We start from the raw sequence: 19532 nt of genomic DNA, 5'->3' as shown, positions 1-19532 counted from the left end.
GTTATGATAGATATATTCAAAAAATCGTTGATATAATTTCCTATACTATTAGCATTTTGGAGGAGCATCTTTTTATTCGCTTTTAAACATTATAACGTTATATTTACTTCTCCCTTTTTTTGTGTTACGCTAAACGTGTGAAAGAGATATAAAATGAAACTTTAATGTAAGCGTATTCTTACGGCTTCTTATAGAAAAGGGTGGAAGTACAATGACAGAACGATTCGTACTACGTAATGTGAAACGTGTGAACGGGGAAGAGATTGACATTGTAATTGAAAATAATAAAATTGCACAGGTGACGAAAGCTGGTGCTGGTGAGGGTGGAAAGGTTCTTGATTACTCTGGTACTTACGTATCGAGTGGCTGGATTGATTTGCACGTTCATGCTTTTCCAGAGTTTGATCCGTATGGCGATGAGGTGGATGAAATTGGTGTTAAGCAAGGGGTAACGACAATTGTTGATGCGGGTAGCTGCGGTGCTGATCGTATTGCAGAGTTAGTACAAAGTAGAGAACAGGCAAAAACGAATTTATTTGCCTTTTTAAATATTTCTCGCATCGGTTTGAAACGAATTGATGAATTATCCAATATGGAATGGATAGATAAAGAGAAAGTAATAGAAGCAGTAGAAAAGTATAAAGATGTAATCGTTGGGTTAAAAGCGAGAATGAGTAAAAGCGTCGTTTGTGATAGTGGAATTGAACCGCTTCATGTAGCGCGCTCTTTATCCCGTGAAACATCATTACCGATTATGGTACATATCGGTTCAGCGCCTCCTCGCATTGAGGAAGTTGTACCTCTTTTAGAAAAAGATGATGTTATTACACATTATTTAAACGGGAAAGAAAATAACTTATTTGATGAAGAAGGAAAACCGCTACCTGTGTTACTAGATGCAGTGAATCGCGGCGTACATTTAGATGTTGGTCATGGTAATGCTAGTTTTTCTTTTAAAGTAGCAGAGGCGGCGAAGCGTCACGGTATTGCCTTTAATACAATTAGTACAGATATTTACCGAAAGAATCGTATACACGGTCCAGTATATAGTATGGCTCACGTTCTTTCGAAATTCCTTTACTTAGGTTATCCGCTAGAAGAAGTAATTAATGCGGTTACGAAAAATGCGGCAGAGTGGCTGAAGAAACCAGAGCTTGGCCGTATTCAAGAAGGCGATATTGCAAACTTAACTTTATTTACGGTGAAAGATGAGAAGATTACGTTAATCGATTCAGAAGGGGACCAGCGCATTGCTAAAAAAAGAATTGATACAAAAGGGGTTGTAATTAATGGGTCATTCATTGAATGCTAAGTACGGATTAAAAAGAGTAATTAATGCGAGCGGTAGAATGAGTATTTTAGGTGTATCTGCTCCTACAGATACAGTAATGGATGCGATGAAACATGGTGGACAAAATTATGTGGAAATTGCTGATTTAGTAGATAAAGCAGGAGACCATATTGCGAGAATTCTAGATTCAGAGGCAGCGGTCGTTGTGAATTCAGCATCGAGCGGAATTGCGCTTTCTATCGCTGGTATCGTTACAGAAGGAAATCGCCGTAAAAGTGAAAGACTTCATCAAGAAGTAATCGCGAAAAACGAAGTGATTATGTTAAAAGGTCATAACGTTCAATACGGTGCTCCTGTTGAAACGATGATTTACTTAGGCGGCGGTAAACTTGTAGAAGTTGGCTATGCAAATGAAGGGAAAGCAGAGCATATTGAAGATGCAATTGGTGAAAATACAGCAGCGATTCTGTATGTGAAATCACATCATGCAGTGCAAAAAAATATGATTTCTGTTGAAGAAGCATGGGAAGTTGCGCAGCGAAATAACGTACCGCTTGTCGTGGATGCAGCAGCTGAAGAAGACATTCAAAAATATGTGAAGTATTCAGATCTTGCTATTTATAGCGGTTCAAAGGCGATTGAAGGACCTACTTCTGGTATTGTTGGCGGGAAACGAAAATATATTGAGTGGCTGAAAGTGCAATTACATTGCATTGGAAGAAGTATGAAGGTTGGGAAAGAAACAACATTTGGCTTACTTCAAGCGCTTGATGAGTACGGAGTAAAAGAAGATAAGAGCGAGCAAGAAAAAGAATTGCTACAAGTACTTATGCCGCTAAAAGAATTAAAGGGTGTAAATGTAACGATCGTTCAAGATGAAGCTGGAAGAGCAATCTTTAGAGCACGTATTCATATTAACGAAAAAGAGTTAAATAAATCGGCAAAAGACGTTGTGGCTGCATTACGCGACGGGGAAATTGCAATTTACACACGTGATTACGGAGTAAGACAAGGGTTCTTTGATATCGATCCACGTCCACTTCAAGGTGATGACATACATGTAATTGAAGAAAAAATGAGAGAAATTGTAGGGGGAAACTAAAATGACAAACATTCAAAAACGTTTTTATAAAGGCCGCGTAGCATTAAATGTATTGGCAAACAATATCCAAAATGCGAAAGATATTTTTGAAGCAGCAGAAGGATATGTAGTAGTAGGTGTTTTATCAAAAGATTATGCAACTGTAGAAGAAGCTGTTACAGCGATGAAAGCATATGGAAAAGAAATTGATGACGCTGTATCAATCGGACTAGGTGCAGGAGATAATCGCCAAGCGGCAGTTGTCGCTGAAATTGCGAAGCATTATCCTGGCAGCCATATTAACCAAGTGTTCCCTTCAGTTGGAGCGACACGTGCAAATCTTGGCGAAAAAGATAGCTGGATTAATAGTTTAGTATCGCCAACAGGAAAAGTAGGTTACGTAAATATTTCTACTGGCCCAATTAGTGCGGCTGGAGAAGAAAAAGCAATCGTTCCAATTAAAACAGCGATCGCACTTGTACGTGATATGGGCGGAAATTCATTGAAGTACTTCCCGATGAAAGGGCTAGCTCATGAAGAAGAATATCGTGCAGTTGCGAAAGCTTGTGCGGAAGAAGGATTCGCATTAGAGCCAACAGGCGGAATTGATAAAGAAAACTTCGAAACAATTGTACGTATTGCGCTTGAAGCAAACGTAGAGCAAGTTATCCCGCACGTGTACTCTTCTATTATTGATAAAGAAACTGGTAACACGAAAGTAGAAGATGTGCGTGAATTATTAGCAGTCGTGAAGAAGCTAGTTGATCAATATGCGTAAGAAAATTGCAGCGTTCGGCGAAGTAATGATGCGCCTGCAAGTACCTGGATATGAATTGTTGTCGCAAGCTAACACGTTAAATTACTCATTTTCAGGTACAGGTGTGAACGTTGCAGCGGCACTTTCTCACTTAGGGCATGAAGGGCTTCTTATTTCAACTTTACCGGAAAATTCGGTTGGAGATGCAGCTGTATCTTACATTCAAAAGTTAGGAATTCAAACTTCTCTTGTTTCAAGAGGTGGTAAATATGTAGGTATGTATTTTTTAGAAAATGGATTCGGTGCACGTGCAAGCCGCGTTACGTATTCGAATCGACTAGAAAGTAGCTTCAATACGGCGTCTGAAGAGATATACCAATTTGAAGAAATTGCTAAGGAAATTGATATCGTTCATTTTTGCGGTATTACACTTGCGATGAATGATATGGTGCGCCATCATATGAAGTCTTTAGCGAGAGCAGTTAAAGAAAACGGAGGAACCGTCGTTTTTGATTGTAATTATCGTCCATCACTTTGGGGAGAAGACGGATATGAACAGGCAAAACCGCATTATGAAGAAATGCTGGGACTTGCTGATATCGTTATGATGAACGAAAAAGATGCAATGTTTGTTTTAGGAATAAAAACCGAAGAAACGGAGCGAGAGGCGCAACTTGTTGATCTTATTCCAAAGGTAGCTGAAACGTATCATATCGCTACAATCGCTGGTACTCATCGCTCTATTAACAGTGATAATACACATTCGCTTCGCGGGTTTATATGTAAAGATGGAACGTTCACTTTTGCAAAAACACTTACGTTTTCTGTATATGATAGAATAGGTGCTGGAGATGCTTATACGAGCGGAATTATTCATGGCGAGATAAAGGAGTTCGCACCAGAGAAAGCTGTTTCATTTGCGTCAGCAGCTGGAATGCTAGCACATACAATCGTCGGTGATACGCCAATGTCATCAGAGAAGGATATACTTCGGGCAATGACGGCATCAGTAGGTGATGTAGAAAGGTAGTGGGTGTAACGGTGAACGTAACGAGAAAAAAAGGACCATTATATTTGCAAATAAAAAATATTATTCGTGATCGAATATTGCATGGTGTATATGCGATTCATACGAATATCCCTTCCGAACCGCAGTTAGAAGAAGAGTTCAAAGTGAGTAAAATTACAGTGCGAAATGCGATTAAAGAACTCGCTCAAGAAGGATATTTGGAAAAGAAAAGCGGTAAAGGAACGAAAGTCATCCGCAATACTTCTGCGACAAAACTGTCAAAGGGTAAGAAATTTACTGAAGTGTTAGTGGAAGAAGGATATAAAGTACAGAAGAAATTGCTAAAAGCAGAAATTGTGCAGAATGAAGAAGGAACAGTGCCATTTCGATTATTCGGTAAGGAGAGTTTTCGTATTGAACGTTTATATACGTTAAATGATGCACCGTACATTCATTATACGCACTATTTCTCAGCAGGAATGGCAAGTTCAGATTTATCGGATTTTGACTTGCAATCGCTTTATGATTTAGTTGAAGACCGAGGTATTCATTTAGAAAACTTCAGAGATGAATTCGCTGTTGGACTCGCGCCTAGTTTCGTTGCAGAAGCGCTAGGTGAAAAAGAGGGGACAGCGCTATTAAAACGCATGCGTTATTCTTACGATGAAGTTGGCGAAGTAATTGAATATAGCGAAGGCTACTACAATACAGAAATGCAGCATTATGTAGTGAATTATGACGTATAAAAAAGAGGGGATTTTCCCTCTTTTTTTATAAAGTAAGGAGAATGGGAGATGGATATATACTTATTAATCGTCACGTTACTTGCAATTGCGATTGTTATTTTAGGGGTATCATGGTGGAAATGGCATGCATTTATTAGTTTAACAGTTGCGAGTTTGTTTTTAGCTATCATGTCTGGACTGAACTTAACGAAAATAGTGACTGCCTATGAAACTGGTGTTGGTAGTGTACTAGGGCATTTAGTTGGTATTTTAGCTCTCGGAACAATTTTAGGGAAAATGATGTCCGATTCAGGGGCCGGCATGCAAGTGGCAGATTTCTTTATTCGATTTTTCGGTGTAAAGAAACTACCTTGGGCTATGTTATTTGCAGGATTTGTTATAGGGATTCCAGTGTTTTTTGAAGTGGGGATCGTCATTTTATTACCACTTGTTATTTCCATTCGAAAAACGACGAAGCAAAATATATTATTAATTGCGTTACCTGTCATTGCAGGATTATCTATTGTTCACGGGCTCGTGCCTCCGCATCCAGGGGCGATGACAGCAATCGGTATTTATAACGCGAACTTAGGAAAGGTACTTTTATATTCATTAATTATCGCGTTACCAACAGCCATTATCGCAGGACCGATATTTGCAAAGTGGGTACATAAAAGGGTGATACCTGAAAATGAACCAGAGCTTATTCGGGTTACGACTGTCTCAACTGATTTGCCAAGTCGTAAAGTTTCATTCTTTATTATTTTACTACCAGTTGTATTGATGATTTTATCAGTAGTTGCACCATATATTTCATTACCGAAAAAATTGACTGAATTTTTCGTGTTTATAGGAAGTCCAGTAATCGCCTTACTTATTTCATGTTTCGCAGCATTTTATTTACTTGGTATCAAACAAGGTATTAATAAAAAGATGATTAAAAAATTAACAGATGAAAGTTTATTGCCTGTCGGTTCTATTATTTTAATAATTGGTGCAGGCGGTGGATTTAAACAAATATTAATTGAAAGCGGCGTTGGAACAGCTATTGCACAAATGGCAGAACATATTTCGTTATCACCAATCGTATTAGCTTTCATGGTAGCTGGTTTAATTCGAATTGCAACAGGTTCAGCTACAGTAGCATTAACGACAGCAGCAGGGATTGTTTCACCAGTTATTCAGCACATGTCTGGTGTGAATTTAGAGCTTCTCGTTATTGCAACCGGTGCAGGTTCATTAATGTTTTCTCACGTAAATGATGCAGGGTTCTGGCTTGTAAAAGAGTATTTAGGTTTGACGGTGAAGGAAACGTTTAAAACGTGGACGGTACTCGAGACATTGTTATCATTTATTGCATTTGGTTTTGCTCTTTTGTTGAATATGTTTCTTTAGGAGAGGAGATCAGATTTAAACGAATAAAACCTACAGAGGAAATGTAATTTCTCTGTAGGTTTTATTCGTTTTTTGTGCTTTCTATTACTTAATGGAACGGACATACTGATCTTCTCCATCGTCTTTGACAAAGACTCCTAGCTCATTCAAATCTTTGCGTAAATGCTTCTTTTTTTTAGAGTTTCCTTCTCGAAGGGCATTGCGTCTTTCATACAAAATAGTATTTATGCTTTTATTAAATCGCTCATCCTCTAATTTCCATAAGCTATACTCATGTTTATAAGGATCTTGTTCCACCCAGGGGAAGCCGTGCATTAAGAAAGTATCTTTAATTTTGCTTGGGGTAATGTCAGATGTTTCACGTAACCATTCTCGGTCTTCTTGATCAATGATAACCACTTGACGCTTATCTACAAAAACGGCTTTTACATTTAATCTGGTGATTTGTTTCTTTTGATCGTCCTTATTCACGTGAATGCTTTCCGAAGTAATGTTCATTTTTAAAGCTTCACTATAAATAATTAAAGAAAATAAAATTCCTGCAATAACACCAATTAGCATGAGGATAATAGGAAGCCAGAAGGGATTAATAAAATTTAAAAGTTCTATAATTTTTGAATCAGAAAAGAGAGGAATCTTTTTTATAATCTCTATTAATTTAGGTGAAAAATATCCAATAACGCCTAAAAGGATTGGACTTACTATAGCAAGTAATTTTTCTAAAAAACCTAATCCAATGACAGATGCCTTTTTCATGTGTAGTTCATCCTTTCATATATATTTTTTTAATCAAGGCATATTTAAACAGTGAGTTTCTTCACCATTTTTATGAGCTCATCTGAGTAATTTTCTATGGATATAGATGAATTTGCCTTCAGCATTCTTTCTTCGATTGCTCCTAAAATAAATGAAGCTAATGTGTCGGTTTGGAAAGAATCGGAAAACACGCCATTTTGTTGACCAGTCTTCAAAATATCTAATAACATCGTTCTAAGAGCATCCTCCTCTTCGTCGTCTTCGATTCTGTAATAAGGAACGTTCTCTTCATTTCTTGCATTAAAGACAATCTCAATTAAGGCAATATTATTTTTGTAATGAGTTTCTTGATAAGCCAAATGCGCTTCAATAAAAGCCTCTAGTTTATTTATTTCAGATTGAGCTAATAGCACTCGATTACTAATAAATTCATGTTGCTTGGCAACTAAAAATTGTAATGTGCGATTCATAAGGTAAAGCTTATCATTAAAATGATAAGAAATAAGTCCGGTACTAATCTTAGCCTTTTTTGCCACCTTCGTTAAGCTTAAGTTGTTATATCCAACCTCTTCTAATGTATCAATACATGCAAGAATAATTTGTTCACGCCTAGCCTCTGCAATAAAAGAATCAGTCACGCTATTCAACTCCTGATTTATATAATTTGAATGTATAATCAAAAAATTGATTGATCGTTCAATTAAATATTAGTAAGAAATTAAGAGTATGTCAAATGTTTTATACTTACATCTGGATAAGGCTCATTCGCTTTTTAATAAAGCCCAATTCCTAAAACAAGCCCGTTTTTAGGTAAGCCAAGCTTCCTATTCGCCCTGAAAACATAATATAAATGGAATCCCCTCATTTAGAGCAAGGTGAACTTGTTATGAATGATACTAAAGGAGGAATAGGGTAATGAGCGAAAAGTGTGAACACAGACATGATGATTGTAACCGCAGACATGGTTGCGGAGGCGGTTTTGCGCTTCTAATTGTATTGTTTATTTTATTAATTATCATCGGTGCTAGCTGCTTCGGCGGAGGCGGCGGTTGTGGCTATGGTGGTTATGGCGGTTATGCTGGCGGCTACGGCGGATATTGCTGCTAATTATTAAAAACTATTGAAAATAGCCTTGTGCATATTGCACAAGGCTATTTTATTCATATTTTTATATGCTGTGATAATTTATTAATGTAAAGAGAACGGATTAAGAAGAAGAAAATGATCTCGATAATCCCGAAAAAGGTGAGTACGATACATGTCTCTTTTAATAAGGAGAAAGAAAACATGCTTTGTAAAAACTTAACCGCAAATAATGTGTGAACACCAGCAACGACATAAGGAACGAAAAATAAAATTCCTAATTGAATCGTTGCAGAGCGAAACATTTCTGATTCAGTTAAGCCAAGCTTTGTAATCGTAATATACTTTTGTCTTTCAGTTGTTAAGTCATTATACATACGGAAATATAAAACACTAGCTGCTCCGATAAAGAAAATAAAGCCGAGAAATGCCCAAATAAAGAATTGAGCGACTGCATTTCCTTTACTATGAACGAGTTCATCCGTAGCTGTATAAATATAAAATGGTTTAATGAAATCTTCTTCATTTTTATGTGCTTCATACAAGGTTTCTGCATCATGATTTAAGTTTTTTAATATATTTTTTGTTGGGACAATTGCATTTTCCCAATTTTCCACGAAGTAGTTATAGACTGTAATTGTTTCAATATGAGGAATCATATTTTCAATTACTTCATCTTGCATCACAATTAAGTGAGGTAATGCAAAGGGAGGCTCAATTCCTCTATTAATAAAACCTTTAATTTGAAATTCCTTTTTATTAGAGCCAAGTGTAATCGTGTTCTGCTTCGCAAATGGGTTAGACACGAGATTTAATAACACTGGTGAATAGCGAGAAATATTATAAACTTGTGAAGAATCGAGAGTGATTTTTGGTCTGTTTAATTGCTGTGCTATTGCGTTATAATCACTCATTTTCATAATGGCAATTGATTCTTTTGAAGCTGTATCTTTTAAAACGGTAAATTTATATTTGTCATATTGAAAATTAGCATTTGTAAGTTCAGTTTCAATCGTAGTAATATGCTTTTGTTCAAATGCATTAACACCTTCTGATGTATAGGTGAATGGTATTGGATATCGTTCTAGTATGGGTGCTTTCGTATTATTGTTTGCAGCAAATAACCCGATAATAATTGTAAATGCAAGTGCAGATAGCATAGAAACAATAAAGAGTACATTAATATTACTGCGTGTACGAGAAACTAAATCTGAAATCCATAACATATTTATTTGTTTTAAATAAAACTTTCTTCGTTTCTTTAAAATATAGATAAAGAGAAGAAATGTTTGTGAAAAAAATAAATACGTCCCAACTACTACAAGCGGTAAAATAGATAGCATAATTAAGAATACAGATCCATTTTGTGCATTTTTTTCCGTTATGTAGCCTTGCGGATAACCAGCAATATAATAGCATAGTCCTAAACAAGTTAAAGCAAATAGTGAAATCAGTATAGATGGTTTTTTTTCGCTCTTCTCTTTGTTAACGCCCTTAATAAGCTTCGTTGTTTTTCGAGTACGAATAAACATTGGTGTAAATGTAGAAACGATTAAAAATAAGATGATAAACGTTACGGTTGTAACGATAATCGCTTCTGTTGGCCAATATAAATAGAGACCTTTCGCATTTGTTAATTTCGAAGTGACTAATAAGAAAAAGTTAGAAAATACAAGTCCACCTTGAATGCCGATAAAGATAGACAATATCCCGATTATCATATTTTCAGTAAATAACAGTCTCTTTAATTGTCTCTGTGAGATACCGAGAATGGTGAGTATCCCGAATTGCTGCTTCCGTACATTTAAAAATGTTCCAATTGAATATAAGAGAAAGAAGAACGAGAACATAACAATCACAAGCTGTGCTGTACTAGCTAAATTCATTAGAGGATCCCGATCTTGAAAGCTTTGTACACTCTGTAACCGCGGGTGATACGCGTATACAGTAAATGAAAAGAAAACCATGATAGAAAACGCACTACTTACAAAGTAGGCGAAATATGCTTTCGAATTACGTGAGACATTTTTAAATGCGAATTGCCAAAATGTCATCCACGTCTTCCTCCTAATAATGCTAGAACATCTAATATTTCTTGATAAAATTTCTCGCGATATAATCCGCGGTGTAGTTCATTGTAAAGCTCTCCATCTTTAATAAAAATAACACGGTTACAATAACTTGCTGCAAACGGATCATGGGTAACCATTAAAATCGTTGCATCTTCTTCTTTATTTAATTTCGTAAATAGCTCCATTACGTCAATTGCCGCTTTTGAATCTAAGTTTCCTGTCGGTTCATCGGCAAGTAGAAGTGAAGGATGATGAATGACAGCACGTGCTACTGCGGTACGCTGTGCTTGTCCCCCGGAAACTTCAAAAATACGCTTGTCCAAAATATGATCAATTCCAAGCTTTTTTGAAATGTTATCAAGCTTTTCATCCATTTCTTTTAATGGAACATTATCTAATGTTAAAGGTAGTACGATATTTTCACCGATTGTTAGTGTATCTAGTAGGTTAAAGTTTTGGAAAACAAATCCTAACTCTTGGCGGCGGAAAATAGCTAACTTCTCTCTACGAAATGTGTGCGGTTTTTTTCCGTTAATCACGACATCACCAGAAGTCGGAGAATCGATTGTAGAGATAACGTTTAAAAATGTAGATTTCCCGCTACCAGATGGTCCCATAATGGCAACGAATTCACCTTTATCCACGTGTAAATTTATATTTTTTAAAGCAGTATGAGGGACTTTTCCCTCATATACTTTTGAGACGTTTTTTATGTGTAATACTTCTTCCATAGTAATCACCTTTCTACTTTTTAAAACTTAATGTGTTGTGATAATTTTTGCATATAAAAGGAACGAATTAAAAGGAAAAATAAAATTTCAACTGTTCCAAAAATCATAAGTACGACTGTAATTTCAGCGAAGAACGAGAGATGTAATATTTCTTGTAGCATCTTTGTCGCAAACATCGTATGGATTGATGCCATAATGTAAGGCACGAAGAAAAGAATCGCAAGCTGAATTGTCGCTGAACGTTTCATTTCAGTCTCAGTTAAGCCAATTTTCGTAATCGTTATATATTTTTCTTGCTCATTTGTTAAATCTGTATACATTCGGAAGTAAAGAACACTACCAGCACCGATAAAGAAAATAACACCTAAGAAAGTACCAATTAAGAAGAATGAGGCAACATTTAGTTTTTTCTTATATAGAGAATCGCTCGCTTCACTTGCATGGAAAGGTGGGTGCTCTGCTTGAATTGCTGCATTATCGTTATCAATTTTTGTTATAAACGATGAACCGATATTATGTGCTTTTTCCCAATCTGTAACTTTGAAGTTATATACACTCATTTGTTTGGAAACTGTGGATAAGGATTCTACATTTTCATCAGATAGTATGAGTAATTGGTATATTAAGCTGTTTGGGAATGGGCTATAACTTTTATATTCTTTCACTTGTAGTTGTAAATTGTTTTGAGTAAGTGTAAGAGTATTTTTCTTTTCTTCATTGTGAAGTGTTCCAATAACTTGATCATCTAAGTCTTTCATAAGAATATAAGATTCATTCTTATTTACCGTGAGTTTTTCCAAATTTAATGCTTTAGCAAGTACATTATAGTCACTTTGTTTAATTGCGTAATAGAGCTGCGTGTTATCTTCAGCTGAAGATACCTCATATATATCCGTTTTAAATTTTGTATAAGTAAAGTGCCCTTCATTAAATTTCTGCTCTAACCAGTTTAAATGTTCATCAGCTAATGTATTTTCAGTATGCGATAAATACGTAAACGGGAAAGGGTTTTGTCTAATTGCATCAAACTTTGTAAATTTCCCAAAACCGTATAAGAATGTAATCATTGTAAAAGCGAGTGTTGATAGCATCGCTACAATAAAGAGCATGTTAATGTTTGTCCGAATGCGCGCTGCTAAATCCGAAATCCAAAGCATATTAATTCGTTTCATATAAAACGTTCTTCGCGTTTTTAAAATACGAATAAGTAAAAAACTAATTTGTGAAAAGAAAAAGTATGTTCCAGCTGCAATAAGCGATGGGATGACAAATATACTAGAGACGGCGTATAAAAGCCCAATGATGTCACCTAGCGACATAAAATACAACGGATTTGCGGCTAACGCATATCCACATATTAAACACGTCGCACCAAATAGAGAGATGAGCACGGATGCTTTTCTTTCTTTTTGTTGTGTTCCTTCTTTTAAAAGACGTACGGCTTTTCTCGTACGAATGAGCATCGGTGTAAAAGATGATACGAGAATGAAGAGCCCAAGAAAGATGATGATAGTTAAAACGATAGCACTTGTAGGCGGATATAAATATAAACCAGGTACGTGTGTAATTTTGGCGGTAACTAATAAAAAGAACTGTGAAAAGACAACTCCAAGTTGAATGCCAAAAAATATAGAAAGAGCACCAATTAACATATTTTCTATAAATATGAGTCGCTTTAATTGTTTTTGAGATATGCCAAGTACTGTTAAAATCCCGAACTGTTTTTTTCGTACTTTTAAAAAGGTCCCGATTGAATACAGTAAAAAGAAAAATGAAAAGAACACAATGACAACTTCTGAAATTGTCATTAATATGTTCAGAGAATAATTCACGTCTGTCATATGCAATTTAGGATGAAATAAATAAACTGCAAATGAGAAAAAGATTGCGATGGAGAACGCACTGCTTACAAAATAGGCGAAATAAGCTCTGGCGTTCCGGGTCACGTTTTTAAATGCAAACTGCCAAAATGTCATTCACCTGAACCTCCTGATAGGGTGAAGATGAGAAGAGCATAAGAAATACTCTTTTCATCAAGTTTGTTTTAAATATTTTGTCCACTCGTGTATTGTGATAATTTTTGCATATAAAGTGAACGAATGAATATGAAAAATACGATTTCAACGAATCCAAAAATAATAAGAACGGCTGAAACCTCTTTGAACAGAGATAAACCAATTACATCTTGTAGCATTTTTGTTGCAAACATTGTATGAATGGATGCCATAATGTACGGAATGAAAAATAAAATACTAAGTTGAATGGTTGCAGATCGTTTCATCTCTGTATCTGTTACACCGATTTTAGAAATCGTTATATATTTCTCTTGTTCGTTCGTCAAATCCGTATACATTCTAAAGTAAAGAACGCTACCAGCTCCAATGAAGAAAATAACTCCTAAAAATGTCCCAATTAGGAAAAATGCAGCACTGCCTGATGTTATTTTGTATAACGATCCTGCTGATTCAAAGGAACGAATAAGAGGTCCTTCATACTGGGATTTATTTCGATCTTTTTGCACTTTTTCTATAAAATTATCAGCAATTTCATATGTCTGTTCCCAGTTTTGAATTTTGTAATTGTATGCTGATATATGCTTTACGGTGCTAGGTAAGTTATTTACGATAACATCAGGCAAAACTATCGTTTGATATGAAAAGCCAGATGGAATTGCATTCACATGCTCATAGCCTTTCACTCGTAATTTCGTATTTGTACTAGAGAGTGTAATGTAATCTCTTTTGTAGCTTTGCTCAAATTCGTTGAATATGGTGTTATAAGATGTCCCTGTTAGCACATATGCTTCGTTATCATCCATAAATAGTTGTTTCATTCGTAAAGAATCTGCAAGTTTGTTATAGTCACTTTGCTTAATTGCGTATACGTCATTATAAATAGCTATATCTTTATCTTCTTTTAGTGGTGTTTCATATATATCAGCTTTTATTTTTTGATAGGGGAAATGCTCTTTTTGTAATTGTTGCTCAAGCCAATTTAAATGCTCTGTAACAAAAGGGTTCGCATCATAAGAAAAATAAGAAATTGGAAAAGGAGAAGTTCTATTCACCTCTAGCTTAATAAATTTCCCGAATCCATATAGAAATGTAATCATTGTGAAAGCAATTGTAGATAGCATCGCTACAATAAACAGCATATTAATATTCGTTCGAATACGGCTCGCTAAGTCCGAAATCCAAAGCATATTAATCTGTTTCATATAAAACTTCCTTCTTTTCTTTAAAATATAAATAAGTAAGAAACTAATTTGTGAAAAGAAGAAATATGTTCCAATTGTAACAAGCGTTGGGATAACGAAAATACTTGAAACCATATATATAACACCGATTTGCGGGCTTACTGATACGAAATATTTAGGATTTCCAGCTAACGCATAACCACCAAATAAACAAATCGCACCAAATAATGAAACAAGTATGGATGGTTTTCTTTCTTTTTGTTTTCCACCATTTGTTTTTAAAAGGTGTACTGCTTTTTTTGTACGAATAAGCATTGGTGTGAATGCAGATACAATGATAAAAAGACTAAGGAAAACAATGGTTGTTAAAATAAACGCGTTAGTAGGCCCGTATAAATATATTCCTGGAACATGGGTAAGTTTGGCTGTTACTAATAAGAAAAATTGAGAAAAAACAACTCCAAACTGCATGCCGAAAAAGATAGATAAAATCCCGATTAACATATTCTCCATAAAAATAAGACGATGTAATTGTTTTCTCGATATTCCTAAAATGGTCAAAATACCAAATTGTTTTTTTCTAACTTTTAAAAAAGTACCAATGGAATATAGTAAAAAGAAGAAAGAGAAAAATACAATTACTACTTCTGAAAATATCATTAATCCTGAAATTTCAGAGGTCATGTCAAAGTTTTGTAATTTCGGATGGAATAAGTAAACAGCAAACGAAAAGAACACAGCAATGGAAAAGGAGCTACTTACAAAGTAAGCAAAATAAGCTCTTGAGTTGCGCGTGACGTTTTTAAATGCAAATTGCCAAAATGTCATAGATTATACCTCCGGCTAGAAGATATAGAAGTAGTTGTATTGCAAAAAATGTATGAGAGTGAGTTCTCATACATTTTGCTTGCATATGTTACGATCATGCTTCGGTCACCTTCTCCGTATGTTCTGCTTGATTATTTGCAGCGTTGTGGAAGATGATTTTAATCGTCGTTCCTTTACCAACTTCAGAATCTAGTTTGACAGAGTGACCTAAATAATCACAAATTTTACTTACAATATAAAGGCCCATACCAGTAGATTCTCCGAATGCGCGACCGTTTTTCCCAGTGTAAAATGGTTCAAATACTCTTCGAATATCTTCTTGCGGAATACCAACACCTTCATCGCGAACTTCTAAAATAATATCTTTTCCGTTTCGGTAAGCAGATAAGAATACCTTCTTTCCGCGTTCCCCAGAGTAACGAACAGCATTTGTCATTAACTGATAGATGATAAATTTTAGCCATTTCGCATCAGAAGCAACTTTTAAATCAGAATGGACTTCTAAAACAGGGAAGACACCATTACGAATGAATAGTTCTTTTAATCCGTTAATATTTTTTGTTACCGTATCTTTTAATGAAATCGTCTCGACATGGAAATCTTCATGGAAGTTATTTAACCTAGCCATGTATAAAGCCATATCAAGTCCTTGGTTTAGACGCTCTAATTCTTTTTTAAACTTTGGAATTAAATGCTCGTCTTCCATTTCTAGCACCATAAGCTGCATAACAGAAACAGGTGTCTTCATTTGATGTACCCAATGGTTAATGAATAATTGATGTTCTTGTTGTTTTACTTCATACGATTGTAGTTCTTTTTGGAATAGACGGTACTGCGTACGTACGAGTTCATTGACACCGTGAGGCATCGGAGCAGTTGCTCTTTCAATAAACGCATCTTCCATTTTTTCTGGTTGCTCACTTAATCTATGGTACATTCTACGATTGCGAACGTAACGATAAGCGAGGAAACAAATAAATAAGTATAAACTTAAAACGACGAAGTAAAATTTATTATTTTGAAATCCGTCTACTGCATCATAAAGAACGAAAATGATACCGAAGTTTAATACGTACAGTAGAAAAAATGCAAAATGATCACGTAAAAATAGCTTCATGCTTATTCACTCCAAGTTGCGTTAAAGCGATATCCAAGTCCACGTACTGTTTCAATAGAGTTCTCAATGCCAAGCTCATTAAACTTTTTACGAAGACGTGTAATGTTTACGTTTAATGTATTTTCCTCAACGAAACTTTCGTCATCCCAAAGCGCAGCTAATAAATCTTCACGGCTCGCTGTACGAGGGAATTTAGATAATAACATTTCTGCTAAAATTGCCTCTTTCTTCGTTAAAAGAACTTGTTCAGATCCAAAATGAATTTCTGGACGTTCAGGGAATAGTTTTAAACCTTCTACTTCAACGATACGTTCAGAAATATTTGGTGCATAATCACCGTAAATACGGCGTAATTGTCCTTTAATTTTTGCCATTACAACGTCGTAGTGGAATGGTTTTGTAATGTAATCATCCGCACCGCTTTCAATTGCCATAATTTGTTCCATCTCACCAGCACGCGCTGAAATGAAAATAATTGGACAAGTAGATTCATGACGAATTTGACGGCACCAGTAGAAACCATCGAATTTCGGTAAGTTTACATCAAGTAAAACAAGATGTGGTTTCACTGCGTTAAACGATTCCATAATATCATCGAAATTCTCCGCTACCACAGCCTCATAACCGTACTTCTGAATGTGAGATTGCAGTAATGATGAAATATTTGGATCGTCTTCAACGATTAAAATTTTATACATATGTATATTCCTCCTCAAAAAAACAATTGTAGCTATAGTGTATCATGTGTTTCAAGTCTTTTCATTATGTTGAAAGATAAGCTAGTAAACAGTATAGGTTAAAAGTGAGAAAAGTAAAAAGGGCGCTGGATGAAATTGACAAATAACGGTAATTGGTTTAATATTTAGATAAATATCTAAATGTCTAATTATCGAAAGGAAGAAAGACATTGAATCAAGCATTCAAAGCATTAGCAGATCCAACAAGGCGAAAAATTTTAGACTTATTAAAAGAAGGCGATCTAACCGCTGGTGAGATTGCTGAACATTTCAATATGACAAAACCAAGTATTTCACACCACTTAAATGCACTTAAAAATGCTGAACTTATTCAAGATGAAAAGAAAGGGCAATTCGTTATGTACTCTTTAAACACAACGGTCTTTCAAGATTTATTGACTTGGGTGTTTACATTTACGAATAAGGGGGAAGAGGGGAAATGAAAAAGCATCTTTTTGCAATCTTATTAATTGTTATAACTTGTTTAGCTTGGGCGTTTGCTTGGCCACATTTACCGGATACAATTGCAACGCATTGGAGCGGCGGTAAAGTAGATGGATATTCTTCTAAATTGTATGGAATGCTTTCTATGGTTGGAATTATGATTGTTTTATATATTTTTCTAAACGTGTTACCAAAGATTGATCCAAAGAAAGCGAACTACGAGAAGTTTTCTAAAGCTTTTATGATGATGAATAACGGGATACTACTGCTACTATTTGTAGGGAATATAGATATTATTACAAGTGGATTAGGATACAATTTATTCATTAATCGCGTGCCGGAATTATTAGTGGGTATTTTATTTATAGTCATCGGAAACTATTTACCACAATGTAAACCAAACTACTTTGTAGGTATAAAAACACCGTGGACATTAAGTAACGAAGAAGTGTGGAGAAAAACGCATCGTTTTAGCGGAAAGGTGTTTGTTGCATTGGGGATCATTATGATTTTAAGTGTTTTTGCACCAGTGGCGTGGAAATCTTTCGTAATGGTTGGAATTATTATTGGTGCAGTAGGATTAACGATGGGATATTCATATATTGCTTATAAAAAAGAAATAGGGGCCTAATAAAAAATTATGGGGGAGAGAGGATGAAAAGACACGTATTACCATGGAGTTTAATTAGTGGCATTGCAATTGGATGGTATATTGTATGGCCATATTTACCAGAACAAATTCCACGCCATTATAATGCAGCAGGAGTAGTAGATGGATATTTTTCTAAAATAGAAGCAAGTTCATTCTCGATAGGTAGTATGGTAGTGCTCTATATGATATGGCTAGTTTTTGGATTCATAAAAGATAAGTCTACACAGCAATCCAAAGTTCTTTCAGCGATTAATTATGCCATTCTCTTTATCGGATTTGGATGTAACATATTTGCACTATTAGCAGCGTCTAATTATATTGCATCGGGCTCAATTGCATTTAATTTTGGACTTGGAACATTGTTTCTTGTACTAGGTAATTACATGCAACAAACGAAGCCGAACGGGTTAGTAGGCATTCGAATGGACTGGACATTAGAAAATCCTGTAGTTTGGAGAAAAACACATAGATTTGCTTCGAGGGTATTTGTAATAGGTTCACTTTGTATATATGCCGGGGCTTTGCTTCCAGATCCATTTAATATTTTTATGGGGATTGGAATCATATTAATATGTATTATCGTATCAACAATAAAGTCATATAGTATTTATAAAGAAGAGTTGAAAATGTAAATAAAGCTGCTTTTCCTTTTAGGGAAGAGCAGCTTTGTTTTTTTTTATCACTTCTTCAAAACCGGTATCCAAATTTCACTTTTAAAGTTTGGAGAAGATATATCTTTCTGTTCATTCCACAATATTTCCGGTCCTTCCGCTAGTTCATAGTTCGAAGAAGGGAACCATTCAGAATAAATACGTCCCCATACATTTTGTAGTGCATCAGGAAATGGACCGACAGCTTCGAATATAGCCCATGTTGAAGCTACGACTTCGAGTTGTTTAAACTGCTCTGGACAATCCTTTGTTGTGGCTACTCCAATATAGTGATCAAGTTCTCCTTTTTCCTCCATTCTTCCTTCAGAAAAATTAGTAGAAGCACTAATAATTCCATTCGGTTCCATGTTTGAAAGTGACTTTAACATTTCAATGGACTCTGGGTTTAAACTTTTCCACATAGAAGCAATTTCTTCATTTACACCATTAAAAACGATTGGTACTCGTTTTGTAATACCTATAATTCGAAAGGGCTCTTTTTCTTCAATTCGATAGTTCATTTCATTTCCTCCTTGAATGGATAATTGGAAGGTCATTGGTGAATAAGCCTTCAAAGAATGGCTACTATTTCGGGCCTCTGAAGGTGTTATACCGTGCAAGTTTTGAAATGCACGAGCGAATGAATCTGGTGAGTTGTATCCATATTTTATAGCGATATCAATGACTTTTACATTGCTGTTTTTTAGTTCAAAGGCAGCGAGAGTAAGACGTCTACAGCGAATATATTCTGATAGTGATATGCCAGCTAAAAAAGAAAACATTCTCTTGAAATGATATTCGGAGCAGTAAGCTATTTTTGCGACTTCTTTAAAATCAATTTCATGTGTAAGGTTGTTTTCGATATACTGCATTGCAGCATTCATATTTTTAAGTGAATCCATATTATGACCTCCTCTGTACATAGAATAGCAGGAACGAAATAGCTCCATCCGACATTTCGTGCACAACTTTGTAGGTGCATTTTTTACCTTACAAAATTGTAATGTT

Annotated in this window: 19 protein-coding genes; 10 read left to right on the top strand and 9 right to left on the bottom strand. The window is 35.4% G+C overall.

All coding sequences use genetic code 11. The features are described 5' to 3' along the window. Positions 1 to 211: 211 nt before the first annotated feature. From MR107_RS25120 to gntP, 6 genes are read left to right on the top strand one after another with little or no spacing between them, the layout of a single operon-like run. A complete protein-coding gene (locus MR107_RS25120) occupies positions 212 to 1312 on the top strand; it encodes an amidohydrolase/deacetylase family metallohydrolase (protein ID WP_242292846.1) in 1101 nt (366 codons plus the stop codon). After that, positions 1290 to 2393, top strand: coding sequence for a DgaE family pyridoxal phosphate-dependent ammonia lyase (locus MR107_RS25115; RefSeq protein ID WP_242292845.1), 1104 nt, complete (start codon positions 1290 to 1292; stop codon positions 2391 to 2393). Before MR107_RS25120 ends, MR107_RS25115 begins: the two co-directional genes overlap by 23 nt. 1 nt (position 2394) lies before the next feature. Continuing rightward, positions 2395 to 3150, top strand: coding sequence for a 2-dehydro-3-deoxy-phosphogluconate aldolase (gene dagF, locus MR107_RS25110; protein WP_000181932.1), 756 nt, complete (start codon positions 2395 to 2397; stop codon positions 3148 to 3150). Continuing rightward, complete coding sequence (locus MR107_RS25105; protein WP_017656840.1) at positions 3143 to 4159, top strand: sugar kinase; 1017 nt, start codon at positions 3143 to 3145, stop codon at positions 4157 to 4159. The genes dagF and MR107_RS25105 overlap by 8 nt, the downstream gene beginning before the upstream one ends. Next, the gene (locus MR107_RS25100; protein ID WP_000539278.1) at positions 4159 to 4884 is read left to right on the top strand and encodes a GntR family transcriptional regulator; all 726 of its coding nucleotides are present in this window, start codon (positions 4159 to 4161) and stop codon (positions 4882 to 4884) included. Before MR107_RS25105 ends, MR107_RS25100 begins: the two co-directional genes overlap by 1 nt. 48 nt (positions 4885 to 4932) lie before the next feature. After that, positions 4933 to 6258, top strand: a complete 1326-nt coding sequence (gene gntP, locus MR107_RS25095; protein ID WP_000356166.1) for a gluconate permease GntP — start codon at positions 4933 to 4935, stop codon at positions 6256 to 6258. Positions 6259 to 6342: 84 nt separating this feature from the next. Here the strand turns inward: gntP and MR107_RS25090 are convergent, their stop codons facing one another. Both MR107_RS25090 and MR107_RS25085 read right to left on the bottom strand, forming a co-directional pair. Continuing rightward, positions 6343 to 7014 carry a YqeB family protein gene (locus MR107_RS25090; protein WP_000710354.1) on the bottom strand — a complete coding sequence of 224 codons (672 nt, stop codon included), beginning with the start codon at positions 7012 to 7014 and terminating at the stop codon, positions 6343 to 6345. Between the two features lie 44 nt (positions 7015 to 7058). Beyond that, the gene (locus tag MR107_RS25085) at positions 7059 to 7652 is read right to left on the bottom strand and encodes a TetR/AcrR family transcriptional regulator (protein WP_000132248.1); all 594 of its coding nucleotides are present in this window, start codon (positions 7650 to 7652) and stop codon (positions 7059 to 7061) included. A 277-nt stretch (positions 7653 to 7929) separates the two neighbouring features. On the opposite strand from MR107_RS25085, the gene MR107_RS25080 reads away from it, so the two are divergent. Beyond that, the gene (locus tag MR107_RS25080; protein ID WP_001290392.1) at positions 7930 to 8121 is read left to right on the top strand and encodes a YjcZ family sporulation protein; all 192 of its coding nucleotides are present in this window, start codon (positions 7930 to 7932) and stop codon (positions 8119 to 8121) included. Between the two features lie 53 nt (positions 8122 to 8174). On the opposite strand, the gene MR107_RS25075 is transcribed toward MR107_RS25080, so the two are convergent. The 6 genes from MR107_RS25075 to MR107_RS25050 form a co-directional block, all read right to left on the bottom strand. Next, complete coding sequence (locus MR107_RS25075; RefSeq protein WP_000144940.1) at positions 8175 to 10151, bottom strand: FtsX-like permease family protein; 1977 nt, start codon at positions 10149 to 10151, stop codon at positions 8175 to 8177. After that, positions 10148 to 10900 carry an ABC transporter ATP-binding protein gene (locus tag MR107_RS25070; RefSeq protein WP_000393250.1) on the bottom strand — a complete coding sequence of 251 codons (753 nt, stop codon included), beginning with the start codon at positions 10898 to 10900 and terminating at the stop codon, positions 10148 to 10150. Before MR107_RS25070 ends, MR107_RS25075 begins: the two co-directional genes overlap by 4 nt. A 20-nt stretch (positions 10901 to 10920) precedes the next feature. Continuing rightward, on the bottom strand, positions 10921 to 12876 hold the full coding sequence (locus tag MR107_RS25065) for an ABC transporter permease (RefSeq protein ID WP_078187175.1): 1956 nt from the start codon (positions 12874 to 12876) through the stop codon (positions 10921 to 10923). 68 nt (positions 12877 to 12944) lie between these two features. Continuing rightward, positions 12945 to 14924, bottom strand: coding sequence for an FtsX-like permease family protein (locus tag MR107_RS25060; protein ID WP_173602655.1), 1980 nt, complete (start codon positions 14922 to 14924; stop codon positions 12945 to 12947). A gap of 94 nt (positions 14925 to 15018) precedes the next feature. Next, positions 15019 to 16041, bottom strand: a complete 1023-nt coding sequence (locus MR107_RS25055; RefSeq protein WP_000765341.1) for a sensor histidine kinase — start codon at positions 16039 to 16041, stop codon at positions 15019 to 15021. 2 nt (positions 16042 to 16043) lie between these two features. Beyond that, positions 16044 to 16739: a response regulator transcription factor gene (locus MR107_RS25050; RefSeq protein WP_000276738.1), complete on the bottom strand. Its 696-nt coding sequence runs from the start codon at positions 16737 to 16739 to the stop codon at positions 16044 to 16046. Positions 16740 to 16948: 209 nt separating this feature from the next. Here MR107_RS25050 and MR107_RS25045 point away from each other — a divergent pair, with 209 nt between their 5' ends. The 3 genes from MR107_RS25045 to MR107_RS25035 are packed head-to-tail and all read left to right on the top strand — an operon-like array spanning position 16949 to position 18506. After that, positions 16949 to 17221 carry an autorepressor SdpR family transcription factor gene (locus MR107_RS25045; protein ID WP_001070523.1) on the top strand — a complete coding sequence of 91 codons (273 nt, stop codon included), beginning with the start codon at positions 16949 to 16951 and terminating at the stop codon, positions 17219 to 17221. Further along, entirely contained in the window at positions 17218 to 17853 is a 636-nt protein-coding gene (locus tag MR107_RS25040) for an SdpI family protein (protein ID WP_000716355.1), read from the top strand. The genes MR107_RS25045 and MR107_RS25040 overlap by 4 nt, the downstream gene beginning before the upstream one ends. Positions 17854 to 17876: 23 nt before the next feature. Continuing rightward, positions 17877 to 18506: an SdpI family protein gene (locus MR107_RS25035; RefSeq protein WP_000820681.1), complete on the top strand. Its 630-nt coding sequence runs from the start codon at positions 17877 to 17879 to the stop codon at positions 18504 to 18506. A 47-nt stretch (positions 18507 to 18553) separates the two neighbouring features. On the opposite strand, the gene MR107_RS25030 is transcribed toward MR107_RS25035, so the two are convergent. After that, a complete protein-coding gene (locus tag MR107_RS25030) occupies positions 18554 to 19426 on the bottom strand; it encodes an AraC family transcriptional regulator (RefSeq protein WP_000377709.1) in 873 nt (290 codons plus the stop codon). Positions 19427 to 19532: the final 106 nt, after the last annotated feature.

This window comes from Bacillus cereus group sp. BfR-BA-01441 (assembly GCF_022663075.1).
GTDB lineage: Bacteria > Bacillota > Bacilli > Bacillales > Bacillaceae_G > Bacillus_A > Bacillus_A cereus.
The sequence above is the reverse complement of the archived record's forward strand: the minus strand, read 5'-3'. Positions and strand labels throughout refer to the sequence as shown.